Below are 22,388 nucleotides of genomic sequence, written 5' to 3'. Positions count from 1 at the left end.
TGGGGTGCCGCCCCTGTTTCGTGGGCAAAGAAGGTCAGGACGGCCCGCCGGAACCTTCGGCCCCGCCTAGAGCCGCTCCTTGAGCCCCTTGTAAGCCTCCAGCGCGTCCTGCCGGGTGGTCTTGAGGTCCACGATCTCCTCCGGGTAGTGGGGGGTGCCGAACTCGGGGATCCAGTGGGCGATGTACTTGCCCTGGGGGTCGAACCTGGTGCGCTGGGCTTCCGGGTTGAAGATCCGGAAGAACGGGGACGCGTCCGCCCCGGAACCTGCCACCCACTGCCAGTTGGCCGGGTTGGAGGCGGGATCGGCGTCCACCAAGGTGTCCCAGAACCACTGCTCGCCCAGCTGCCAGTGGATGCCGAGGTTCTTAACCAGGAAACTGGCGGCGACCATCCGGACCCGGTTGTGCATCCAGCCCGTGTGCCAAAGCTGCCGCTGACCGGCGTCCACCAGGGGAAAACCGGTACGGCCTTGCTCCCAGGCGCGGAGGTCCCTGGCGGCAGCCTCGTCCTCTGTAACCTCGGGCCAGGCCCAGGGGAAGCGGTCGAACTCGGTCCGCAGGTTGGCGGTGGCGAGCTGCGGGTTATGGAAGTACTGGTGCCAGCAGAACTCGCGCCAGCCCAGCTCCGAGGCATACACCGCAGCGCTCTGCGAGCTCCGGAACCCCAAGGCGTGCCACACCTCGAACGGGCTGAGCTCACCCCAGCGCAGGTGCGGCGAGAGGCCGCTGCTTCCGTCGCGGTCCGGGCGGTCGCGGCCCTCCTTGTAGCCGGAAAGCCCGCCGTCCACGAACTCCGCCAGCCGCTTGTGCGCAGCCCGCGGGCCCGGCGTCCAGGCCTCAGCCAGGCCGCAGGACCAGTCCGGCTTCGTGGGCAGCAGGCGCCAGGAATCCAGGTCGTCGTACGCGGGAAGGTCGCCCGCGTACCCGTGGCCCTTGGCAGGTGCAACCAGGGGCTCCCGGAACTCCTGCGCCGAGAGTGCACGCCAAAACGGGGTGAAGACCTTGTACTGTCCGCCGGTCTTCGTGGTGACTTCCCACGGCTCATGCAGCAGGGACGCCTGGAAACTCTCCACATGGATCCCGGCGTCGCGGGCCCAGGCCTTGATCCCGGCGTCGACCGTCCGCTCGGCCTCCCCATACCGCCGGTTCCAGAACAGCGCGCCGGCGCCGATCACCGTCGCGGTCTTCCGGACGATGTCCGCGGCGGGCCCGCGGCGCAGCAGCAGCGGAATGCCAAGCGCCTCGAGCTCTTCACGAAGCGCGGCCAGGGAGTGGTGCAGCCACCACCTCGCCGCACCGCCGTACGGCCGGATGCCGGGCGATTCCTCGTCCAGGACGTAGATCGCCACCGCGGCGCCGTCGTCGACGGCGGCCCGCAGGGCAGGGTTGTCCCTGACGCGCAAGTCGTCGCGGAACCAGACGATGGACGGTTTCACGTGGCACCTTTCTCCGGGTAGGAGCACGGCAAATGCCCCCAAGAAGGCATCCTAGGGGGCACCTGCTCAACGCACGTTGAAACTGGACTTACTTGGGCATCAGCACGGAGTCCACCAAGTACACCGTGGCGTTGGCCGTGTGGACACCGCCGCAGATCACCTTGGCGCCGTCAACCGTGAGGGCATCCTTCGTGCCGGCCACGGTGACTTCGCCACCTTGGACCGTCTTGTGCTTGCCGATCACCTGGTCCGGCGTCAGCTGGCCGGGAACCACGTGGTAGGTGAGGATCTTGCTCAGCAGCGGGGCATCGGTCTTGAGTGTGTTGATGGTGGCGGCGGGAACCTTGGCAAACGCGTCGTCCACCGGCGCGAAGACCGTGAACTCGCTTCCGTTCAGGGTGGAGACGAGGTCAACCTTGGGGTTGAGCTTGCCCGAAACAGCGGCAGTCAAGGTCTTCAACAGCGGGTTGTTGGACGCGGCCACGGCCACCGGGTCCTGCGACATGCCAAGCACCGAACCCGCCCCATCCGGCACCTGGGCGGCGTACGCGGCACAGCCCGGGCCGACGAGATCACGGGCCGGATCCATGGCGGAACTGGTCATGGACGATTCCGACGGCGTGGGTGCTGCCGATGATGACGGTTGGGACGTGGCAGGCGCGGACGAACCGGACGTGCTGGAACCGCCGCAGGCAGTAAGTCCGAGGAGGGCAGCTGCAGTGAGACCAACGAAGGCGAGGGTGGGGCGCTTTCTGGACAACATTGTCATTCTCCTTGTTTGTGGACCCGTGGCGTCGGGCCCAATGGGTCGGCACGGGCTGCCCGGCGCTGCATCTGCCTCGCCGACGGTTGTGCCTCACCAGCTATTCGGAGGACGAGGGAAGGTGGATGGGTGCGAACCGCAGGAAATTTTCCAGACCCGGAACACCGGCACCAAGCCGGAAGGGCTCCGGCTCCGAACTCCCTGCAGACATCCGGGACACGAACTGTTGGCGCCCGGCACCGCAACCTCGGGAGACACCATGCTGCAGTTGGCACTCATCGGCCTGTTGGGCGGCCTGATCACGGGGATCTCGCCGTGCATCCTGCCCGTCCTGCCGGTCATTTTCCTCTCGGGCGGCGCCCAGGCGGCCCGCAACGGCACCAACCCTCCAGCCGGGTGGCGCCCCTACCTGGTGATCCTCGGACTGGTGATCAGCTTCAGCACCTTCACGCTGGTGGGCTCGTTCCTGCTCACGCTGGTGAACCTGCCGCAGGACCTGCTGCGCTGGATCGGCCTGGTGGTGCTGGTGCTGATCGGGCTCGGCCTGATTTTCGATAGCTTCCAGCACATCCTCGAAAAGCCCTTCTCCTGGATCCCGCAACGCAGGGTGGGTACGGAGAACGGCGGGCTGGTGCTGGGGCTGGCTCTCGGCGTCGTCTATGTCCCCTGTGCGGGGCCGGTGCTGGCGGCAATCGCGGTCGCGGGCGCCACAGGGCGCGTCGGCCTGGAAACGATCGTCCTCACCCTGACCTTCGCCGTCGGTGCGGCCATACCGCTGCTCGTATTCGCCCTGGCCGGACGGCGCGTGGCCGAACGGGTCAAGTCCTTCCGGAAGAACCAGCGCAAGATCCGCGTCGCAGGCGGCACCATGATGATCGCTTTGGCGATCGGGCTCGTGTTCAACCTCCCGCAGCTGCTCCAGAAACTGGTCCCCGACTACACCTCCACACTCCAAGAACGGGTGCAGGACAACGACGCCGTCAAGAAGGCCCTAGACCTCGGCGGGCTGGTCAACGATCAGAACAAGGACCTGGACAAGTGCAGCAACGGCGGAACCGAGCTGGAATCCTGCGGCACGGCGCCGGACCTCAAGGGCATCCAGGAGTGGTTCAACACCCCCGGCAACCAGCCCGTAAACCTGAAGGACCTCAAGGGGAAGGTGGTGCTAGTGGATTTCTGGGCATACTCCTGCATCAACTGCCAGCGCTCCGTGCCGCACCTGACGCAGTGGTACGGCAGGTACAAGGATGCCGGCCTGGAGATCATCGGCGTGCACTCCCCCGAGTACGCCTTCGAGAAGGAAGTCCGGAACGTCAGGTCCGGCGCGCAGAACCTCGGGATCGCCTACCCGGTGGCCATCGACAACACCCTCTCCACCTGGACCAACTACCGCAACCGGTACTGGCCCGCGCACTACCTGATCGACGCCGAGGGCACCGTCCGGCACATCAAATTCGGCGAGGGCGGCTACCAGACCACGGAGAAGCTCATCCGTGAACTCCTCAAGCAGGCCAAGCCGTCCGTGGCGCTGCCCGCGCCGGTGGAAACCTCCGACGACGGTCCAGTGGCCGGTGCCACAACCCGCGAGACGTACCTGGGCGTCACCAAGAAGGTCAACTACGGCGGAACCGAACCGTACAAGGCCGGGGCGGGAAGCTACACCGTCCCGCCACGACAGCCCGCGGACAGCTTCGCCCTCTCCGGAGGCTGGAACCTGGGAACGCAGTCGATCGCCCCCACCGGCCCCGCGTCCTCGATCGCCCTGAACTATCACGCCAGGCAGGTGTACATCGTGGTCAGCGGCGAGGGGACGATCGAGGTGGTCCGCGACGGCAGGAGCACCCCGGTGAAAGTCTCGGGGGTGCCCACGCTCTACAGGATCGTCGACGACATGGAGATCCGCGAAGGCAAGCTGCAGGTCCGCATCCCGCAGGGCATCCAGGCGTACTCGTTCACGTTCGGATAGCGCCTCAGCGCGGACCTGCCGCCGCGCCCCTCAGCGCTCGCGTACCAGCCTCAGCGCCCGCGGATCAGCTCCGCGATTTCCGTGAAGCCAAGCCGCTCCGCGTTCTGCAGGGCGGTGCGGCCCTGGGGGTCGCGGATGTCCGGGTTCGCGCCGGCGTCGAGCAGCAGCCTCACCGCTTCCTGCTGGCGCGGGCCGCCGTTGTTCAGCAGGATGGCTTCCTGCATGGCCGTCCAGCCGAGGTTGTTCACGTGGTCCACCGGGACGCCGGCGGCGATCAGGATCCTGATCGTCTCCACGTGACCGTGCTCGCTGGCGGGAATCAGCGCCGTGCCGCCGTAGCGGTTGGTGGCTTTCACGTCGGCGCCTGCCTCGATGGTCAGCTTGAGGACCTCGTTGAAACCTTCCGCACCGGCGTACAGGAACGCCGAGTCCTGGATGTCGTCCTTGGCGTTGACGTCCCCGCCGGCGGCGATGAGTTTCCTGACCTGGACGGGGTCGTTGGCCTTGGCCGCGCGGATGAGCTGCCGGTTCGTTTCCAGCTGGGCCTCCTTGCTGAGGGTCGGACGCTTGCCGGGGGTCGCCGTGGAAGCAGCCGACGACGGCGGGACCACCGCAGACGCCGAGGGCGCCGCCGGGGCGCTTGACGCCGTCGTGCTTGCCGCCGTCGGGCCCGCAGCAGTTTCCGGGGCGGACGGCTGCCCGCCGGAGCAGGCGGCCAGGAACAGAATCAGGCACGCGGCCGGAGCTCCCCGCAGGAAACTCCGGCCGCGCTTGAAGTCAGGCATGGGCTGAGACTACTGGGCCAGGATGGCCTCGGCGCCGGCCGTTGCGCAGGCTTCGTCGAGCATGCCGTCCGGGGCCCCGCCAACGCCGATGCCGGCCACGGAAACACCGTTGACCTTCAGCGGGACGCCGCCGGCGAGGAACAGGGTGCCGGGCAGGTCGGCGATGGAGGGCTTGCCGTTGCCGCTGATGCGGCCGTTGAGCTCGCTGGTGGGAGCGCCGAACGCAGCTGCGGTGTAGGCCTTCTGCTTGGAGGCTTCGATGGTGTGCTCGGCGGCGTTGTCGCCACGCAGCACGGCCTGGACGGTGCCAAATCGGTCCACCACGGAAACGGTGACGAACGGGAGCTTGTCAGCCGCGCACTTTGCGAGGGCTGCCTGGACGGCCTTGGCGGAGGCGGTGGCGGAGATACGGTTCTGGGCCACGGTGGTGCCTTCACCGGCGGGGACGTCGACGGCGGGAACGGCCGCGGGAGCCTGGGCGGCGGGTGCCGCGGCCGGGGCGATCTGGCCGGCGTTTGCGGCGACGGTGATGCCGCCGGTGAGGATGAGGGCTGCGGCTGCTGCGGAGAGGGTCTTGATGTTGGTCTTGCTCAGTCCCATGATCTGCCTTTCGGTGTGCTTCGCCGGCGTACCTGCCGGGCTCTTGGCATCCATCCTGCCGGGCCCGGAGACACTGCACATCGGCCCTTCAGGGCGCGCTGCCTCATGCTTTCGGCTACCCGTCTCAGCCAAAAGTATGAGACGCCTTTATCTGCGCGGAATCCGGCCGGTCCGCGGCGGAGCGCAGTGGAATACTTGGCGGCATGACCACCGCAGAAGCACGGCCGGAACGGGAACGGCAGCTGAACTTTGCCGTCCACTGCGGCTTTGCCGTGCTGATCACCGCATCGCTCATCCGCTACGTGTTAAGGCACGGCCCGGGCGAGAACACCATGGTGCTGGTGCTCGCCGGCCTGCTGTGCGGGCTGTACGTCACCGCGGTGCGGTCCCACGGCCCGGCTCGCACTGTGGCCACCTGGGTACTGGTGGCTGTGTGGACGGCGCTGGTTATCCTCGCGCCGAGCTTCGCCTGGTGCGCCTTCGCCGTTTTCTTCGTCTGCCGCTCCGGCGTCCCGGCCGGGCAAGCAGCCGCCGCCACCGCGATCACGGCCCTCAGCACAGCCGCCGGCCTGTTCAAGCTGAGCGATTTCACGGACGTCGCGGCACTCCTCGGCCCGCTCGCCGCCGCCCTGGTGCTCACCCTCGTGTACGAACGCCTGGAAGGGGCCCTCGCCCGCCAAGCGGCCCTGAACGGCGAACTCCGCGAAGCGCAGGCCCAGGCCGTCGCCGCCGAACGCGCCGCCGGAACCATGGCCGAACGTGAGCGCGTGGCCCGCGAAATCCACGACACCGTCACCCAGGGACTGGCCAGCACCGCGCTGCTCCTTGAAGCAGCGGACCGCAGGGAAGGCCTGAGCGCCGAGGTCCGGCAGGCCACCGAACAGCTGCGCCTCAATCTCGCCGAAACCCGTGGCCTCGTCCACGAACTCGCCACCGCGGACGCCCCCGAAGAGCCGCTCGAAACGGCCCTGGCCACGGCGGCACGCAAGCATGTACCGGGAATGCGGGTCGCCGTCGTCGGGCAGCCCCGCGAGCTGCCCGCGGAGGTGCGGCACGCCCTGCTGCGGATCGCGCAGAGCGCGGCGGCGAACGTGCAGCAGCACGCGCGGGCGCAGACGGCGAGCGTCACGCTGGGGTTCCTGCCGGACTCCGTGACCCTGGACATCTACGACGACGGCCTGGGCTTCGCGCCGGACGCCACGGCAGCGCACACCCGGGAAGGCGGGTACGGCCTGCGCGCGATGCGCCAGCGCGTGGAACAGCTGGGCGGCACCTTCGCCGTCGAGTCCGCGCCCGGTGAAGGTACGGTGATCGGGGTGGAGATCCCGCTCCACCACCCCGGAAATCCCGAACATTCCGCGCCGGGCGCCGAAGGAGGCCAGCCGTGATCACCGTGCTCCTGGTGGACGACCACTTGGTGGTGCGCAGCGGCCTGCGGGCCCTGCTCAGCACCCAGCCCGATGTCGAGGTGGTGGCCGAGGCGTCCAGCGGCGAGGACGGGGTAGCCGCTGCCCTGGAGCACGGCCCGGACGTGGTGCTCATGGACCTGTCGATGGGGCCGGGGATCGACGGCATCGAGGCGATCCGCCGGATCCGCGCCGCCCGGCCCACGCAGGCCGTGCTCGTGTTCACCACCTACGACTCGGACGCCGATATCGTGCGCGCCGTCGACGCCGGGGCCATGGGCTACCTGCTCAAGGACGCCGCGCCGGACGAGATTTTCGCCGCCGTGCGAGGCGCCTCCCGCGGGCAAAGCCACATGAGCGCCCCGGTGGCCAGCCGGCTGTTCCAGCAGATGCGCAACCCGGACGAAGCCCTCACGCCCCGCGAGGCCGAGCTCCTGACCCTGCTCACCGAGGGCCTCTCCAACAAAGAGCTCGGCCGCAAGCTGTTCATCTCCGAAGCCACGGTGAAGTCGCACCTGGCCCACATCTACGCCAAGCTCGGCGTGGACTCCCGCGCGGCAGCCATCGCGAAGGCGCTGCGGCGCGAGGGGACGCGGTAGGGGTTCCGGGTGGGCATCACCAGTGCGCGCGCCAGTATTGCGGCGCGGACGGGGTCTTCTCCACGGCCTCGCCGAGTTCGCGGGCTGCCAGCGCTGCCCAGTTCGGTTCGCGCAGGGCGGCGCGGGCGATCGAGACCCCGTCGGCCTGGCCGTTCACCAGCACCTGTTCCGCCTGCTGGGCCGTGGTGATCATCCCGACGGCGGTCACGAACGCATCATTCTCCACGCCCCGGGCGGCCGCATCGGCGGCGAGCGCCTTCTTGACGGAGTCTGCCAGGGCGATCTGGTAGCCCGGACCCACCGGCCCGCGGTAGGCGCCGATCCCGCCGCTGGACAGGTCAAACACGGTGACACCCTGAGAGCGGAGTTCCACGGACAGCCGCGCGGTCTCCTCGATGGTCCAGCCGCCGTCCACCCAGTCGGACCCGGAGAAGCGCACGCCCAACGGCTTCTCCGCCGGCCACGCAGCACGCACGCCTGCGACCACTTCCCGCAAGTACCGGGTGCGGCCCTCGTACGAACCGCCGTACGCATCCGTCCGCGTGTTGGTCAGCGGTGACAGGAACTGATGGATCAGGTAGCCATGGGCGGCGTGGATCTGGATGAAGTCGAAGCCCGCCTCGTCGGCCCGCCGGGCGGCGGCCGCCCACGCCTCGACGGATTCCGCGATCTCGTCCGCGGACAGCTCGCGCGGCTCGGCCAGCCGGTGGATCGAGGTGGCCGAGGGCGCCACGGTGACCCAACCGCCGTCGCCGGCTGGAACGGAACCGGTGAGCCCCTGCGAAACGAAACGCGGCACGTTGCCGTAGGTGGACGCCTTGGCGCCGGCGTGCGCCAGCTGGACGCCGGCGGCGGCGCCTTGGCTCCTGATGAAGTCGGTGATGGGCTTGAAGGCGGCCACCTGCTCGTCGTTCCAGAGGCCCAGGTCTTCGGGAGAAATGCGGCCTTCCGGCACGACGGCGGTGGCCTCGGCGATCACCATGCCGAACCCGCCTGCCGCCCGCGCCCCGAGATGGACGAGGTGCCAGGGGGTGGGGACGCCGTCGCGTGCGTCGACCGAGTACATGCACATCGGGGCGAGGAAGGTCCGGTTGCGCAGCGCGAGCTGGCCGGACGGGGCGGAAAGGACGGTTTCGGAGAAAAGTGTGCTCACGTCGGTGGGCAACGAGGGATCCGGGCGGGGTATTCCGGACAGTTCCGCAGACCCGTCCTGCCAAGTTCGGTAAGTTAGTGCCTGTGAAGATTGCTACCTGGAACGTGAACTCCCTCCGTGCCCGCGCCGACCGTGTGGAGGCCTGGCTGCAGCGCAGCGACTGCGACGTCCTGGCCATCCAGGAAACGAAGTGCAAGGACGACAACTTTCCGTGGGAGCTCTTCGAACGCATGGGCTACGAGGTGGCGCACTTCGGGCTGAGTCAGTGGAACGGCGTGGCGATCGCTTCCCGCGTGGGGCTCGACGACGTCGAACGCACCTTCCTCGACCAGCCCGTCTTCGGCAAGGCCGGCAAGGATCCGGTCCAGGAAGCGCGCGCCATCGCCGCCACCTGCAACGGCGTGCGGGTGTGGAGCCTGTACGTGCCCAACGGCCGTTCCCTCGATGACGAGCACATGCCCTACAAGCTCAAGTGGCTGGACACCCTGAAGGGCCACGCCGCCGGCTGGGTCACCGGGAACCCGGAAAGCCAGATCGCGCTCATGGGCGACTGGAACATCGCTCCCACCGACGAAGACGTCTGGGACATCGACTTCTTCCTGGCAAACCGCATGACCCACGTCAGCGAGCCCGAGCGCGCCGCGTTCCACGCCTTCGAGGCCGCCGGCTTCACCGACGTCGTCCGCCCCTACACTCCGGGCCCGGGCGTCTACACCTACTGGGACTACACCCAGCTGCGCTTCCCCAAGAAGGAGGGCATGCGGATCGACTTCGTCCTGGCCTCGCCCGCGCTGGCGGCCCGCGTCACCGGCGCGCAGATCGACCGCGAAGAACGCAAGGGCAAGGGCGCATCGGACCACGCGCCGGTGATCGTGGAGCTCGCGGACTAGCGCGGACCGGTTTGCGTAGGCAGGCTTTCCAAGAACGGGGCAGGCAACAGGTGAGGGAGGCGGGGCTGCAATGAGCGAAGACTTCTACCGCGGCCAGGCAGGGCTTCCGTTCTCCTCTGCCCTGCGCATCTACGAACCGCTCGAGGCGTTCCCCGAGCGGCAGCGCGAACAACTCGAAGCCGGCGGCACCCGCGGCGGTTCCCGGGCCGCCGTCGAGCACGCCGAACTCCTGGCCTCCCTCGGCCGGGTTACGCGCCCCGGGGGCGATCCGTTCCCCACCGGCCACACGGACCTGGTCCGCGTGACGCGCGCCCCCGCCGAAGGTGGAGAGGGCGACGGCGGCCGCCTCCTTTACTGCCCCAGCCAGCTGGTGATCCGCGCGGGACTCGCGGCGAACGCGTTGATGGAAGGCATCCACGGTTCCCTCGCGGAGCTGCTCATCCCGGTGGACCAGCGCGAGAAGCACCAGCTCCGGATCGACCGGATCAACGCACGTAACGACTCCAAGCGCGTGCACACCCGGGCCTCCACGTGGGGCATTCCGTTCAGCTGGTTCTCGCTGTTCCAGGAGGAGGACCGCAAGGACGTCGTCGAAGGCAACGGCCGCATCCTCACCGTCCGGGTGTGGGTGCCGCTGACCGAGGCGCTGGAACGGGCGCGCTTCGCGGTGGCCAACCTGGCCCTCGCGGCGCCGGACCTGGACATGCTGGACGACCTCACGCAGCTGACCGAGTGGCTGGAGATGTTCCACGTGGACTCCATGGTGGAGCTCGACTACGGCGCCGTGGCGGACAAGGTCTACCCGGACGAGTCGCCGCTGGATGTGCGGCTGGGCATCGAGTGCCTGGCCGAGGGCGACATGACCGGCGCGGCCGCGGCGTACCGGCGGCTGGCGTCGCGCTGGATCCCGATCCGGCAGCTCGCCCGGGCGTCCTAGCTTCAGGCGGCGGGCGGTGCCGTCGTTTCCCGGACGATCAGGTGGTGTTCGGCGGTGACCGAACGGATGGATCCTGCCGTCCCGCCAAGCTCCTCAAGAAGCATCCGGGTGCCCAACTGGCCCTGGTCGAGGGGACTCTGGGCGATCGTGGTCAGCCCCATGGCTTCGGAGAATTCGTGGTTGTCGATACCGATGATCGAAAGGTCTTCCGGTACGCGCACGCCGCGCCGCCGGGCCTGCAGCATCGCGCCGATGGCCATTTCGTCGGAGGCACAGAACAGCGCGGTCGGCTTCGGCCCTGGCTTGGACCAGAGTTCGTCGAAGCCGGCCTGCCCGCTGCTGACGGTGAAGTTGCCGTAGATGTCCCACTCGGGCGGCAGCGTGAACCCGGCATCCGTCATGGCCTTCATGAAGCCTTCCACGCGGAGGCGGGGAACGGCGAAGTTGAGGTCGGAATCGTCCTGTCCGTGGAGCAGCGCGATCCTGCGGTGTCCCAGCGCCAGCAGGTGCTCGGTGGCTTCCACCGAGGCGGCGAAGTCGTTGATCCCGATGCTGGGGCAGGATTCCACGGGCCCGCCGACCACCACGAGGGGGATGTCGATCCGCTGGAGGTCGTCCACTTCATCCGGGGTGAGGGACATGCAGAGCACCAGCAGGGCGTCGATCTGCTTATAGACCATGGTCTTGCTGAAGAGGCGTTCGCGGCTTCCGCTTTGCCCGCCGAGGTTGAAGAGTGAGAGGTTGTAGCCGTTGGCGTGCAGTTCCCGGTCCACGCCTTCGATGGCCTTGAAGAAGAACCAGCGGTCAACGTAAGGGGCCAGGACGCCGACGGTGCGGGTCCGTCCGGTGGCCAGCCCGGATGCCGACGAGGAGGCAACGTAGCCCAGTTCCCCGGCGATCCTGAGGATTTTCTCCCTGGTGGCTGCAGAGACCCGGGGCAATCCCCGCACGGCCCTGGAAACCGTGGCCGTCGATACTCCGGCCGCCGCGGCGACGTCTTCGATGCTTACCCCGGCATGCCCTCCGCGCTGGGACCGCTCGCTCGTCTTCGCCAATGAAACCCTCTCCTGAGACCGCACGGAGGCGGGATGTCCCTGCCGAGGGCTGGTATACAGTTTAGCCCTCCGGCAGGTGTCCCCCGGTTCCGCGCTTTTGTTACTGCTCCGCTAGTCGAACCGGCGTCCGGTCCGGGCGGGCAGCCGCCGACGCAGCCGCACAAGCCCCCACAGCGCCAGGACCGAGGCCAGAAGCCCCAGGGCCCAGCCGAGTGCAGGCTGGGCCGTGAGCTCCATCCAGACCGTGGTGACCAGCAGCACCAGGGTCCAGAAGCCAAGGAAACCGATCAGGATGTCCAGGTCCTCGGCCGAACGGCGCTTGCGGCGTGCGTGGATGTCGTTGCGGGCGGAGCTCCCGACGGCGGGGCTGCCGCCGTCGGGAGTTCCGGAGCGTCCTGTACGGCTCACTTGACCGCGCCCGCGGTCAGACCCGCGACGATCTTGCGCTGGAAAATCAGCACCAGGATCACCAGCGGAATGGTCACCACGGTTCCGGCGGCCATGACGGCGGTGTACGGTTCCTGGTGCGGCTGCGCGCCGGCGAATCCAGCGATGGCGACAGTTACCGTCTTGGTCGCATCGGACGACAACTGGCTGGCGATCAGGAATTCGTTCCAGGCCCCGATGAAGGTCAGGATCGCGGTCGTGAAGGTGGCCGGAGCCGCGAGCGGCAGGATCACCTTGCGGAAGGCCTGGCCCTGGGTGCAGCCGTCGATGCGCGCCGATTCTTCAAGCTCCCACGGCATTTCGCGGAAGAAGGAGGTCAGCGTGTAGACGGTCAACGGCAGGGAGAAGGAGATGCTCGGGATGATCAGCGCCTGGTACGTGCCCATCCAGCCGATGTTCGTGAACAGCTGGAACAGCGGGGTGATGAGGGCAACGCCGGGGAACATCGAAGCACCCAGAATGAAACCGAGCACCAGGCTCTTGCCGCTGAACTTCAGCCGGGCCAAGGCGTAGGCGGCGAAAACACCCACAATGAGCGAAATGATGGTGGTGATGCCGGCAACCAGGAGGCTGTTCACCAGATTCCGGGCGAAGTGGTTGCCGCGCGCTTCGTCGAACACCGTGACGAAGTTGTCGAAGGTGACGTGGTTGAAGAACGGCGTCGGCTCAAAGGTATAACCGACGTCGCGGAAGGCGGTGACGACCATCCAGTAGAACGGCGCCAGGCACCAAATGAGGATGATCACGGCCTGGACGTACGTGCGGGCCGGGGCCCAGTCGAAGGCCCGACGGCGCGCGGGAGCTTCGGAGTGCCGGGCAGCAGTGGCGGTTGCGGTGCTCATGTCGTCACTTCTTTCCGGTTGTTGCGGCGTCCACGGCGTTGGCGCCGAGGAAGCGGACGAAGATGAACGCGACGAGGAAGATCACCAGGAAGGTGATGGTGGACAGCGCCGAAGCGTTGTTCAGGCCTTGCCGGATCTGTTGGACCACCAGGATCGAGAGCGTGGTGGTGTTGTTCGCGCCGCCGGTCATGATCGCGGGCAGGTCGTACATGCGCAGCACATCAAGGGTGCGGAACAGGATCGCGACCATCAGGGCGGGCTTGACCAGCGGAAGTGTGATCTGGGTGAAGCGCTGCCAGGCCGAGGCGCCGTCCACCTTCGCAGCCTCGTAGACCTCGTCCGGGATCAACTGCAGGCCGGCCAGGATCAGCAGGGCCATGAACGGAGTGGTCTTCCAGACGTCGGAGATGATGATGGCCCATTTTGCCGGCCATTCCGAACCGGTCCAGAGGATCTGGGTCCCGAAGATCTTATTCACGATGCCTTCGAAGGCGAACATGAAGAAGAACAGCTTCGCGGTGACGGCGGTGGGGATGGCCCACGGCACCAGCACGGAGGCACGGACCAGCGCGCGGCCGCGGAAGGCGCGGGCCATGATCACGGCCATCCAGAAGCCCAGCACGGTTTCCATCGCGACGGTGACGATCGTGAAGAAGAACGTGGTGCCCATGGCATCCCAGAACTGGGCACCGAGGGTGCCCGGCGGGCACGGGCCTAGGGCGGGGCCGGAACCACACTGCTGCAGCAGCCAGTGGGTGTAGTTGTCCAGGCCAGTGAAGCCGCCCTCGGTGAAGAATCCGGTGGCCGGGTCAAGGCCAGCGTCCTTCTGGAAGGACATGATGATGGCGTTGATGATCGGGTAGAGGATGACTACGCCGAGCAGGACGAGAGTGGGCGTAAGCAGGGTGTAGGCCCAGCGGCCCTGCGTGACCTGGCGGCGGTCAGCGCTTTCCTTGCCTGGCATGTGGTGCGTGCCGGCCAGTGTTTCCTTGGCACTGGTCGGCGTGGGCGCCTCAGTGGACATGATGACTCCTGTTCTCCCCTTCCTTGGGGAAGCCGGGGAACCGCCGGTTGACGGCGGTTCCCCGGCTGTCTAAGGACCGCTACTTGGCGGAATCGATTGCGGCCTGCATGTCCGTCAGCGCTTGGTCTACGGACTTCTCACCCTTCAGGGCTGCGTAGGCGTTGTCCTGGACCGCCTTGGTGACTCCCGGGTAGAACGGCGTCACCGGGCGCGGCACGGCGTTCTCGATGGAGGTCAGCAGGGTGGGCATGTAGGGAGCCTTGGCGACGATTGCGGCGTCCTTGTACATGCTGGCCTTCACCGGCGCGAGGGAGCCCTGGAGGGCGAAGAACTTCTGCTGTTCGTCTTCGAGGAGGAACTTCGCGAAGTCAACGGCAGTGGCCTTGTACTTGGAGTACACGCTGACGGCCGCGCTGTGGCCACCGAGCGAGGAAGCGCCGGGACCGTCCTTGCCCGGGAGCGGTGCAACGGCGAAGGTTTCCTTCACCTTCGAAGCGCCGTCGGTCTTGGCCAGGTTGTACACGTACGGCCAGTTGCGGTGGAAGAGGAGCTTGCCTTCTTCGAATGCCCCACGGCCCTGTTCCTCCTGGAAGGTGATGCTTTCGGCCGGGATGTTGCCGTTCTTGTAAGCCTCAACCAGCTTGCCCAGGCCTTCCTTGGCCTCGGCCGAGTTCACCGTGGCCTTGCCGGCGTCATCCACGATCTTGCCGCCGAAGGTGTTGATGGCCTCGGCCGCGTTCACCGTGAGGCCCTCGTACTTCTGGTACTGGCCGGCGTAGCAACCGATCTTGTTCGCCTTGGCGATGGAGCACATGGACATCATTTCGTCCCAGGTCTTGGGCGGGGTGGGAACGAGGTCCTTGCGGTAGTACAGCATGCCGCCGTCGGAGTGGACCGGCACGGCGAACAGGGTGTTGTTGTAGGTGGCGGCCTTCACGGTGGAGGGCAGGAGCGCCGACGTGTCAACGGCGAGCTTGTCCTTGAGCGGCTGGAGCCAGCCCTTCGCGGCAAACTCCGCTGTCCACACGACGTCCACGGTCACGAGGTCGTAGTCGGACTGCTTGGCCTGGAAATGCTGGACGAGGTCGTCGTGCTGCTGATCGGCCTTGTCCGTCTGTTCCTTCAGCGTGACCTTCTGGTCCGGGTGGGCGGCGTTCCAGCGATCGACCGTGGGCTGCTGGACGGCTGCGTTGTCCTTGCCCGTGACGTAGGTGATCGGGCCGCGGCCTTCCAGGTTGGCAGCTGCGTCGCCGCCGCCGGTCTGGGTTCCACCCCCGCCACCCCCGCCGCAAGCGGAGAGGGACATGGCTAGCACGCCGGCAACAGCGGCCGGAAGGAGGTACTTGCGAGTTTTCATTTTCCGGGACTCCTCGATGAGTGAACCAGGTGAGTGCCGCGATGCGGCGATGTGATGTGGTGCTGCTCACACTAGCGAGGATTGAGGGAAGAATGCAAGCGTTTACACATATTCTCGTAATCGTTAGGAAACACTGGATACACATCTCCTCCGTTACCAATTTGAGACGACGGAAGCCCGGGGCGTGGCCTATCCGACACCCAGGAACGGCGGGGCGCTTCGTGGCGGGTGCGGGACTAGTCTGAGGGGACGCACGCAACCGCCGGAAGGAAGCCGATGCCCGAGCCCGCGAACGCAGCCCAACCGTGGTGGCACCACGCCGTCATCTACCAGGTCTATCCACGCTCATTCGCGGACGGCAACGGCGACGGCATGGGCGACTTGCCCGGCGTCACCTCACGCCTGGAGCACCTTTCCGCGTTGGGAGTCGACGCCGTCTGGCTCTCTCCGTTCTACAAATCGCCGCAGGCGGACGCCGGCTACGACGTGGAGGACTACCGCGAGGTGGACGGGCTTTTCGGGACACTGGACGACTTCGACGTCCTGCTCGCCAAGGCGCACGGACTGGGGCTCAAGGTGATCGTGGACCTCGTCCCCAACCACACGTCGGACCGCCACGAGTGGTTCCAGGAAGCCCTCCGCTCGGCACCTGGCTCGGCCGCCCGGGAGCGCTACATGTTCCGTCCGGGCAAAGATGCCGTTCCCGGCTCGGGCGACGGCGACCTGCCGCCGAACGACTGGAAGTCCGTTTTCGGCGGCCCCGCTTGGACCCGGACCGCCGACGCCGACGGTGCCCCCGGCGAGTGGTACCTGCACCTCTTCGCGGCGGCCCAGCCGGACCTGAACTGGCACAACAACGAGGTCAGGGCCGAGTTCGAAGACATCATGCGCTTCTGGCTGGACCGCGGCGTGGACGGTTTCCGCATCGACGTGGCGCACGGACTGATCAAGGCGGACGGCCTTCCGGACTGGTCCGAGGCCGTGGTGGCCATGGTGCAGGGCGGCATGAAGCGGCGCCGGTCGTCCGCGGAGAAGGCCAAGGCCGAAGAGCCGGCGGGCCCGCCCTATTTCGACCAGGACGGCGTGCACGAGATCTACCGCAGCTGGAACACGCTGGTGTCCGCGTACGACGGCGACCGGGTCCTGGTTGCCGAAGCCTGGGTTGCGCCGGAGGAGCGCCTGGCCCGCTACATCCGGCAGGACGAAATGCAGCAGGCGTTCAATTTCGGCTTCCTGATGGCCGGCTGGGATGCCGGCCGGCTCGCCACCAGCATCAGGAAGACCCTGACGGCGGTTGCCTCGGTCGGCCGGCCCAGTACCTGGGTGCTGTCCAACCACGACGCTGTCCGGCACCCGTCCCGCTTCGGGCTCACCGATCCGACCAAGTTCCCCCGCGGCATTTCCAGCCGCGAGGAGCAGCCGAACGAGGCCCTCGGCCTTGCCCGTGCGCGGGCGGCCATCATGGTGATGATGGCGCTCCCGGGCTCGGCGTACATCTACCAGGGGGAAGAACTGGGCCTGCCCGAACACACCGCCCTGGCAGCCCGCTACCGCCAGGACCCGACGTTCTTCCGTACCAATGGCCTGGAACCCGGGCGCGACGGCTGCCGGGTCCCCCTCCCCTGGGCCAAAGACGAGGCGAGCTTCGGTTTCAGCCACGGGAACGCCGGGCCGGCCGCGCCGTGGCTGCCGCAGCCGAGCAAGTTCGGCCGGTACGCCGCGGACCAGCAGGCCGGCGTCGAACATTCAACCCTGGAGCTGTACCGCGCGCTGATCAGCGAACGCAAGGAACTGGGGCTCGGTGACGGCACGCTGCACTGGTCGCGCAGCTACAGCGCGAAGGACGGCATCCTCGCCTTTGAGACCCGTGCGCCCGGAGGCAGGAGCGTGCTGGTGATCGCGAACATGTCGGAGGCTCCGGTGGACCTGCCGAAGGGCTACCGTGTGCTGCTGCGGAGCCAGGCCGCCGCCGTCAGCCACGGCCGGGTCAAGGCGAACCGTGCCGTGTGGCTGGTGAAGGCTGAATAGGTCCGGAACAAACCGATGGCAGGTCCCCGTTTCCGGCGGGACCTGCCATCAGTATCAGTGCGTGGTGTTACTTGTCGCCCTTGAAGAAGCCTGCAATCTTGGAGCCGAGGCCCTTGGCGTTCTCCACGACGTCGCCCGCGAACTCCTTCGCGTTCCCGACAGCGTCTCCGGCGAAATCCTTCACGTTCTCCACCGCGTCGCCTGCGAACTCCTTGGCGTTCTCCAACGCGTCGCCTTCGGGAACCTGGCCCTCGGTGTTTCCATTGCCGCTTACGTCGCTCATGGTGCTCTCCTTCTCCTGGTTCTCATGTTCCTGGTTCGTCGGCTCCACCCGGACACCTGTCCCCCGGCGGCCCGGGCGAAGCCCAAGCAAAGGGAAAAGCTCATCCCCCTGCCAACAAACTAGGGCCCGGCGGACAGGCGCTGCAAGGCAAAACCCCTGTTCAGGGCATATTCGGACACATGAACCTGGGTGTTCACCGCCGCTTCAACCAACGCGCATATTGGGCCTACTCACGCGGGCCTCAGTGGACGCGTTCGGCCTTGCTGAAGCGGGCCCGGGCACCGCCTGCGATGTGCAGCAGCACCGGGGTCCTGCGGCCCACAACGATGTCCAGGGCTTCGACCAGGCCGGAGATTTCCGCTGCGAGGATCTGCGGGGAAACACCCTGCCGGGGATGCACGCGCACCCTCAGGCCCGGCTGGCCCTGGACCTCGTACGTGGCGACAAAGACGGCTGCAAGGTCCGCGCGTCCGGCCAACGCCGCTTTCAGGGCCTGCTCTGCCACGCCACCGCCGATCTGCACTTCGCCGGGCGTGGTTTCGTCCTCGTAGTCAGCCACGATCAGGTTGGCCCGGCCCTTGCCCTGCTGTGCCAGCCAGGACACCATGAGCACGATCAGGATCACCATCACGGCCGCGGCGGCCACCCAGAGCCAGCTCTCTTGGCGCCCGGGAATCCGGGTTTGCTCTGCCAGGTAGGCAGCCCGCTGGTAGACGTCCGACGACCAACCATGCCACCACTGGGCCACCGAAGGAACGCTGGCGAGCAGCACGAGCAAGGCGCCGGCCGCCGTCATGAGCAGCCCGAGGATCCCCACGAGGATCCGATTGAGTACGTGCGGGGTTCCGTTCACGCTCCGATCACCCCGGAAACGGCGACGTTCACCCGGATGGCCGGCATAGGCGAGGGCGCCATGGCGCGGAGTTCATCCTCGACGGCGGACTGGACACGTTGCTCGTGCACCGGGACCCCGGACGTGGGCCGGACGTTGACCACCACCAGGCGCTGCGACACCACCACCATCACCTGCTCCTGGGTGACGTTGGCGGCAGCACGGGCACTCCTCGCCAGGGCGGCGGCGATGACCTCGTCATCCACCACCACGGCCAGCCGCGGATCATCGAGTAGATGCCGTGCGCGGCGGCCCGGAAGCACCGCATTGAGCAGGAAGATGAGGCCGAACATCACCACGACTGCGCCGATTGCGCCCAGCAACAGCGGTGAGATGCCCTCAGGAAGTTTCACGAGGCCCTCGGCCGCTGCCTGCGGGTCGATCAGCCAGGGCTGCTGCCCGATCGCGCGCAGGGCGGACTCGAGCAGCCCGTAAACGCAGACGGCGATGACCAGGAAGGCAGCCACCCCGGCGGCGAGGGCGCGGGAGGACTTGGTCTCGCGCCTCAGGATGCTGCGGACTCCGGGGTCGGCAGGTGTTCGAGGCGCGGCATTCGCCGCCTGCGGATGGACGTCCTGGCCGCTTGCCACGCTGCTGGTGCCGTTGCTCATTGGACCCGTCCTCCCTCGGTGACGCGGACTCCGCTGATCCGGATGTCCACCCGGCTCAGCAGGGAGCCGCTTAGCTCCGTGACCCTGCGCAGGATGTCTGTCTTGGCCGCCACGGCACGGTCCCACACGGAGCCGCCCGACGCGGCTACCCGGAGTGGATCACGGAGGACGTCCGCCAGCGGGGGGATGCCGACCGGTGCGACGATCGACAGGGCCAGCAGGCCGCCGTCGTCGGACCATTCGGCCCGGACGTCGTGCGCGTGGACCCCCAGCGCCTCGGCAGCAGCTTCACGGGCCAGGGACGTCAGCGCCTGGGTGCTGATCCGGTTGTGGCCGGCCAGGCCCGCGGAAGCCTGGCGGACGGCCGCGGGGGCCGCACTCATGACGAGGAGCGCCGGCCGGTGATGGCGTCCAGCACGCTGCGCAGGTCCAGTTTCCCGTCGGCTGCGCGGCCCAGCATGGCGCCGATGCCCATGAACAGGAGGGAAACCAGGAAGCCCCACAGCCCGAACTGGAAGGACATGAAAGCCACGAAGGCACCGATTCCGATGCCGACCACGGTCATGTTCACTGCAGTGCCTCCCTTTCGGTGCCCGTCTTGCCACCCGGTTTCGCCGGCGGGGCGATGTAGACGTCGTTGATTTCGATGTTGACTTCAATGACCTGCAAGCCCACGAGCTTCTCCACCGCGCTGTAGACGGCGGCCCGGACCTGGTTGGCAACGTCGTGGAGCGGGTAGCCGTACACGGCCACCAGGTTGATGTCCACGGCCACCTGGGTTTCGCCCACTTCGGCGCGGACGCCGGCGGCGTGGTCGGAGCTTCCCACGGCGTCCCGGATGGCGCCGAGTGCACGGGACGGTCCGGAACCGAGAGAGTAGACGCCGGGCACGGTCTTCGCCGCGATGCCGGCGACTTTGGCAACGGCCGAATCCGAGATGACCGTGCGTCCGGTGCCCGCAGGCTGTTCCGCTGCTGCCAGTTCCCCTGTTATCTCTTCACGGTTTATCTCTTCACGGTCCATGCCGGAGCCCCTCCCCTTCTTCTGGGTACCACCCTAACGCGTGGCCGTGACAGGGCGAGGGCTACTTGCAGTTCTTGTCCAGCCATTCCTCGATCGGTTTGAAGTGCTGCTCGAACTCGTCGGTCCCGTACTTGCTGAAATCGGAACCGGCCGAATCGACCAAGGCCTTGAGCTTCTCGAAATGCGGCTTCAGTTCGTCCGGAACTTTGTCCTGGAACTTAGCGAGCTCGTCCTGGGCCTTCTTCACGTCCTCGGGATTGCCGCCCATCATGCCCGCCAGCGGAAGGATCCTGATGCTAAGGAAGGTGGCGGTGACGGAGACGCAGGCCTCGCTCATCGAGCTGAAGCCACCGAACAGCCTGCCGGCGCCGCCGGAACTGCCGGATGTGCCGCCCGGCGATGGTTCCGGTGAAGAGGGGGAGGTGCTTTGCTGGGAGTTCTGGGCCGTGGGAGCCGGGAACGAGCAGGCTCCCAGCGCCATGGTCGCGGCCAGCGCGGCGGCAAGGAACAGCCTGGACTTGAGCTTCATGGTTTCCCCCATTTCGACGCCATCTGAGTGCCGGCGAGGAAAGAATACGCCCGGGGTTCACCGCTGAACAGGGCGGCAATTGGGAACAATCCGGGCGTTAAAGAAGAAAAGCACCAATTCCGAAGAATTGGTGCTTCCCAGTGGTGGCTCCGACCGGCGTCGATCCGGTGACCTTTCGATTTTCAGTCGAACGCTCTACCAACTGAGCTACAGAGCCTTAGGTGTTTTATCACCGTGATAGCCGGAATCTCTTCCGGCCACCAGAGCGACCCTGACGGGACTTGAACCCGCGACCTCCGCCGTGACAGGGCGGCGCGCTAACCAACTGCGCTACAGGGCCTTGCTTGTTTGCGGTATCTCTACCGCGTTTTTCAAGGCTTCCAGCCTACCAGACTTTTCAGCCTGCTTTGACCACTTCCTTGCGTACCCCCAACGGGATTCGAACCCGTGCCGCCGCCGTGAAAGGGCGGTGTCCTAGGCCGCTAGACGATGGGGGCCTGGAACAATCCGGATTTGCGGCAGAAAGGATCCCTGGGAATCTTTCCTGATGTTCGCTCGTCCGAACTGGACTCTAAAACTTTAGAGCATGGAAGCGGATATTCCCAAATCGAGGTCCGCAAGCCTCCCCGCAGCCCCGCAAACCTTGGCAGTTTCTTGCTGCAGGACGTCCGGAAATCGCGAGCCAAATGTCGGTCCCCCGGGCTAGGTTGGCTGCATGGCCACAAGCATCCCAACCACGCCCCAAAACACGGCGCCCACCGGCAGTCGGGGCATCAGCAAAGCCGGCGTCGCCGCCGTCGTCATCACCGTCATCCTCTGGGCTTCGGCCTTCGTCGGCATCCGCGCCGTCGGCCCAAGCTTCTCCCCCGGGCCCCTCACGCTCGGACGCCTGGCGGTTGCCGCCGTCGCCCTCGGCGCGGTGGTGCTGCCCACCATCAAGGTCTGGCCGAAGGGCCGGGAATGGTGGCCGATCCTCGCCTATGGGGTGATGTGGTTCGCCGGGTACAACGTGGCGCTCAACGCGGCCGAGCACCTGCTGGACGCCGGAACGAGCGCCATGCTGATCAACGTCTCGCCGATCCTCATCGCAGTGCTGGCCGGGGTCATCCTGAAGGAAGGGTTCCCGCGCTGGCTGATCATCGGCAGCGCGGTGGCGTTCGGCGGGGTGGCGATGATCGCCCTCGGTTCCGGGCAGCGCTCGACGGCGGATGTCGCCGGAGTGCTGTTGTGCCTCCTGGCCGCGGTGCTCGCCTCGGTCAGCGTGATCGTGCAGAAGCCCGTGCTGCGGAAGTTCACCGCGGCGCAGGCCACCTGGTTCGGGATCATGGTCGGGGCGCTCTGCTGCCTGCCGTGGGCCGGCCAGCTTGTAGCCGAAGTCCAGGCCGCGCCGCTCCCGGCCACGGCGGGGCTCGTCTACCTGGGTGTCTTCCCCACGGCCATCGCGTTCACCACCTGGGCGTACGCCCTGTCCCTGATCGAGGCAGGCAAGCTCGCCGCCACCACGTACCTCGTGCCGGGGACCACCATCCTGATTTCCTGGGCGCTCCTCAACGAGGTCCCGAGTATTTGGGGGCTCATCGGCGGCGTCGTGTGCCTGGTGGGTGTCGGACTGACGCGGCGCCGCTCCCGCAAATGAAACGGCGCCGCCTCCCGGGCGGCGCCGTTCAAGGCAGTGCTAGCTGTACTCGGCCATTAGGTTGGTGACACTCGTGTGATCGGGGTGTCCTTGATGGCGGCGTGGATGCGTTCAGTGTTGTAGTA

General features: G+C 67.2%; 24 protein-coding genes and 3 tRNA genes. 7 read left to right on the top strand and 20 right to left on the bottom strand.

All coding sequences use genetic code 11. The annotated features are described in order from the left end of the window. Nucleotides 1–66: 66 nt before the first annotated feature. Both D3654_RS08115 and D3654_RS08110 read right to left on the bottom strand, forming a co-directional pair. Nucleotides 67–1,437: a cryptochrome/photolyase family protein gene (locus D3654_RS08115; protein ID WP_120520997.1), complete on the bottom strand. Its 1,371-nt coding sequence runs from the start codon at nt 1,435–1,437 to the stop codon at nt 67–69. A gap of 88 nt (nt 1,438–1,525) precedes the next feature. Next, nucleotides 1,526–2,200: a fasciclin domain-containing protein gene (locus tag D3654_RS08110; protein ID WP_120520996.1), complete on the bottom strand. Its 675-nt coding sequence runs from the start codon at nt 2,198–2,200 to the stop codon at nt 1,526–1,528. A gap of 259 nt (nt 2,201–2,459) precedes the next feature. On the opposite strand from D3654_RS08110, the gene D3654_RS08105 reads away from it, so the two are divergent. Further along, nucleotides 2,460–4,166 carry a cytochrome c biogenesis protein DipZ gene (locus tag D3654_RS08105; RefSeq protein WP_120521092.1) on the top strand — a complete coding sequence of 569 codons (1,707 nt, stop codon included), beginning with the start codon at nt 2,460–2,462 and terminating at the stop codon, nt 4,164–4,166. A 50-nt stretch (nt 4,167–4,216) separates the two neighbouring features. Here the strand turns inward: D3654_RS08105 and D3654_RS08100 are convergent, their stop codons facing one another. Both D3654_RS08100 and D3654_RS08090 read right to left on the bottom strand, forming a co-directional pair. Continuing rightward, the gene (locus D3654_RS08100; protein ID WP_342635089.1) at nt 4,217–4,951 is read right to left on the bottom strand and encodes an ankyrin repeat domain-containing protein; all 735 of its coding nucleotides are present in this window, start codon (nt 4,949–4,951) and stop codon (nt 4,217–4,219) included. Between the two features lie 9 nt (nt 4,952–4,960). Next, a complete protein-coding gene (locus D3654_RS08090) occupies nt 4,961–5,551 on the bottom strand; it encodes a GlcG/HbpS family heme-binding protein (protein WP_120521091.1) in 591 nt (196 codons plus the stop codon). 203 nt (nt 5,552–5,754) lie between these two features. Between D3654_RS08090 and D3654_RS08085 the strand changes: the two genes are divergently transcribed. Both D3654_RS08085 and D3654_RS08080 read left to right on the top strand, forming a co-directional pair. Continuing rightward, nucleotides 5,755–6,939 carry a sensor histidine kinase gene (locus D3654_RS08085; RefSeq protein ID WP_120520993.1) on the top strand — a complete coding sequence of 395 codons (1,185 nt, stop codon included), beginning with the start codon at nt 5,755–5,757 and terminating at the stop codon, nt 6,937–6,939. After that, nucleotides 6,936–7,556: a response regulator gene (locus tag D3654_RS08080; protein ID WP_120520992.1), complete on the top strand. Its 621-nt coding sequence runs from the start codon at nt 6,936–6,938 to the stop codon at nt 7,554–7,556. Before D3654_RS08085 ends, D3654_RS08080 begins: the two co-directional genes overlap by 4 nt. Nucleotides 7,557–7,572: 16 nt before the next feature. Here D3654_RS08080 and D3654_RS08075 read toward each other — a convergent pair whose 3' ends face one another. After that, nucleotides 7,573–8,709 (bottom strand): NADH:flavin oxidoreductase/NADH oxidase, encoded by a 1,137-nt coding sequence (locus tag D3654_RS08075; protein ID WP_120521090.1) that lies wholly within the window; start codon nt 8,707–8,709, stop codon nt 7,573–7,575. Between the two features lie 83 nt (nt 8,710–8,792). Here D3654_RS08075 and D3654_RS08070 point away from each other — a divergent pair, with 83 nt between their 5' ends. Together D3654_RS08070 and D3654_RS08065 are read left to right on the top strand one after the other, a co-directional pair. Further along, on the top strand, nt 8,793–9,599 hold the full coding sequence (locus D3654_RS08070) for an exodeoxyribonuclease III (protein WP_120520991.1): 807 nt from the start codon (nt 8,793–8,795) through the stop codon (nt 9,597–9,599). A 70-nt stretch (nt 9,600–9,669) separates the two neighbouring features. Further along, the gene (locus D3654_RS08065; protein WP_120520990.1) at nt 9,670–10,536 is read left to right on the top strand and encodes a DUF8083 family protein; all 867 of its coding nucleotides are present in this window, start codon (nt 9,670–9,672) and stop codon (nt 10,534–10,536) included. A 2-nt stretch (nt 10,537–10,538) separates the two neighbouring features. Here D3654_RS08065 and D3654_RS08060 read toward each other — a convergent pair whose 3' ends face one another. The 5 genes from D3654_RS08060 to D3654_RS08040 form a co-directional block, all read right to left on the bottom strand. Further along, entirely contained in the window at nt 10,539–11,591 is a 1,053-nt protein-coding gene (locus D3654_RS08060; protein ID WP_120520989.1) for a LacI family DNA-binding transcriptional regulator, read from the bottom strand. 111 nt (nt 11,592–11,702) lie between these two features. Beyond that, nucleotides 11,703–11,927, bottom strand: a complete 225-nt coding sequence (locus D3654_RS08055) for a hypothetical protein (protein WP_120521089.1) — start codon at nt 11,925–11,927, stop codon at nt 11,703–11,705. A 68-nt stretch (nt 11,928–11,995) separates the two neighbouring features. Continuing rightward, nucleotides 11,996–12,880 (bottom strand): carbohydrate ABC transporter permease, encoded by an 885-nt coding sequence (locus tag D3654_RS08050; RefSeq protein ID WP_120520988.1) that lies wholly within the window; start codon nt 12,878–12,880, stop codon nt 11,996–11,998. Between the two features lie 4 nt (nt 12,881–12,884). Next, nucleotides 12,885–13,904, bottom strand: a complete 1,020-nt coding sequence (locus D3654_RS08045) for a carbohydrate ABC transporter permease (RefSeq protein WP_120520987.1) — start codon at nt 13,902–13,904, stop codon at nt 12,885–12,887. Nucleotides 13,905–13,983: 79 nt separating this feature from the next. Then, nucleotides 13,984–15,261, bottom strand: coding sequence for an ABC transporter substrate-binding protein (locus D3654_RS08040; RefSeq protein WP_120520986.1), 1,278 nt, complete (start codon nt 15,259–15,261; stop codon nt 13,984–13,986). Nucleotides 15,262–15,537: 276 nt separating this feature from the next. Here D3654_RS08040 and D3654_RS08035 point away from each other — a divergent pair, with 276 nt between their 5' ends. Continuing rightward, complete coding sequence (locus D3654_RS08035; protein ID WP_245413143.1) at nt 15,538–17,289, top strand: glycoside hydrolase family 13 protein; 1,752 nt, start codon at nt 15,538–15,540, stop codon at nt 17,287–17,289. Between the two features lie 67 nt (nt 17,290–17,356). On the opposite strand, the gene D3654_RS08030 is transcribed toward D3654_RS08035, so the two are convergent. From D3654_RS08030 to D3654_RS07985, 10 genes are all read right to left on the bottom strand, one after another. Further along, a complete protein-coding gene (locus tag D3654_RS08030) occupies nt 17,357–17,572 on the bottom strand; it encodes a hypothetical protein (protein WP_162943680.1) in 216 nt (71 codons plus the stop codon). 241 nt (nt 17,573–17,813) lie between these two features. Next, nucleotides 17,814–18,425 carry a hypothetical protein gene (locus D3654_RS08025; protein ID WP_120520984.1) on the bottom strand — a complete coding sequence of 204 codons (612 nt, stop codon included), beginning with the start codon at nt 18,423–18,425 and terminating at the stop codon, nt 17,814–17,816. After that, nucleotides 18,422–19,075 carry a DUF6286 domain-containing protein gene (locus D3654_RS08020; protein WP_245413142.1) on the bottom strand — a complete coding sequence of 218 codons (654 nt, stop codon included), beginning with the start codon at nt 19,073–19,075 and terminating at the stop codon, nt 18,422–18,424. Before D3654_RS08020 ends, D3654_RS08025 begins: the two co-directional genes overlap by 4 nt. Further along, the gene (locus tag D3654_RS08015; RefSeq protein ID WP_120520983.1) at nt 19,072–19,458 is read right to left on the bottom strand and encodes a hypothetical protein; all 387 of its coding nucleotides are present in this window, start codon (nt 19,456–19,458) and stop codon (nt 19,072–19,074) included. Before D3654_RS08015 ends, D3654_RS08020 begins: the two co-directional genes overlap by 4 nt. Beyond that, nucleotides 19,455–19,646 (bottom strand): hypothetical protein, encoded by a 192-nt coding sequence (locus D3654_RS08010; RefSeq protein WP_115787145.1) that lies wholly within the window; start codon nt 19,644–19,646, stop codon nt 19,455–19,457. The genes D3654_RS08015 and D3654_RS08010 overlap by 4 nt, the downstream gene beginning before the upstream one ends. Further along, on the bottom strand, nt 19,643–20,098 hold the full coding sequence (locus D3654_RS08005; RefSeq protein ID WP_120520982.1) for an Asp23/Gls24 family envelope stress response protein: 456 nt from the start codon (nt 20,096–20,098) through the stop codon (nt 19,643–19,645). The genes D3654_RS08010 and D3654_RS08005 overlap by 4 nt, the downstream gene beginning before the upstream one ends. Nucleotides 20,099–20,159: 61 nt before the next feature. Continuing rightward, nucleotides 20,160–20,639 (bottom strand): hypothetical protein, encoded by a 480-nt coding sequence (locus D3654_RS08000; protein WP_120520981.1) that lies wholly within the window; start codon nt 20,637–20,639, stop codon nt 20,160–20,162. A 129-nt stretch (nt 20,640–20,768) separates the two neighbouring features. Beyond that, nucleotides 20,769–20,844 (bottom strand) — tRNA-Phe (locus tag D3654_RS07995). 49 nt (nt 20,845–20,893) lie between these two features. Continuing rightward, nucleotides 20,894–20,967, bottom strand: a tRNA-Asp gene (locus tag D3654_RS07990). 84 nt (nt 20,968–21,051) lie between these two features. Beyond that, nucleotides 21,052–21,124: transfer RNA gene (locus tag D3654_RS07985), tRNA-Glu, on the bottom strand. A gap of 218 nt (nt 21,125–21,342) precedes the next feature. On the opposite strand from D3654_RS07985, the gene D3654_RS07980 reads away from it, so the two are divergent. Continuing rightward, nucleotides 21,343–22,263 carry a DMT family transporter gene (locus tag D3654_RS07980; protein WP_120520980.1) on the top strand — a complete coding sequence of 307 codons (921 nt, stop codon included), beginning with the start codon at nt 21,343–21,345 and terminating at the stop codon, nt 22,261–22,263. The last annotated feature ends 125 nt before the right edge of the window (nt 22,264–22,388 follow it).

The organism is Arthrobacter celericrescens (assembly GCF_003614925.1).
GTDB lineage: Bacteria > Actinomycetota > Actinomycetes > Actinomycetales > Micrococcaceae > Arthrobacter > Arthrobacter celericrescens.
This window is presented reverse-complemented; position numbering and strand designations above follow the sequence as displayed.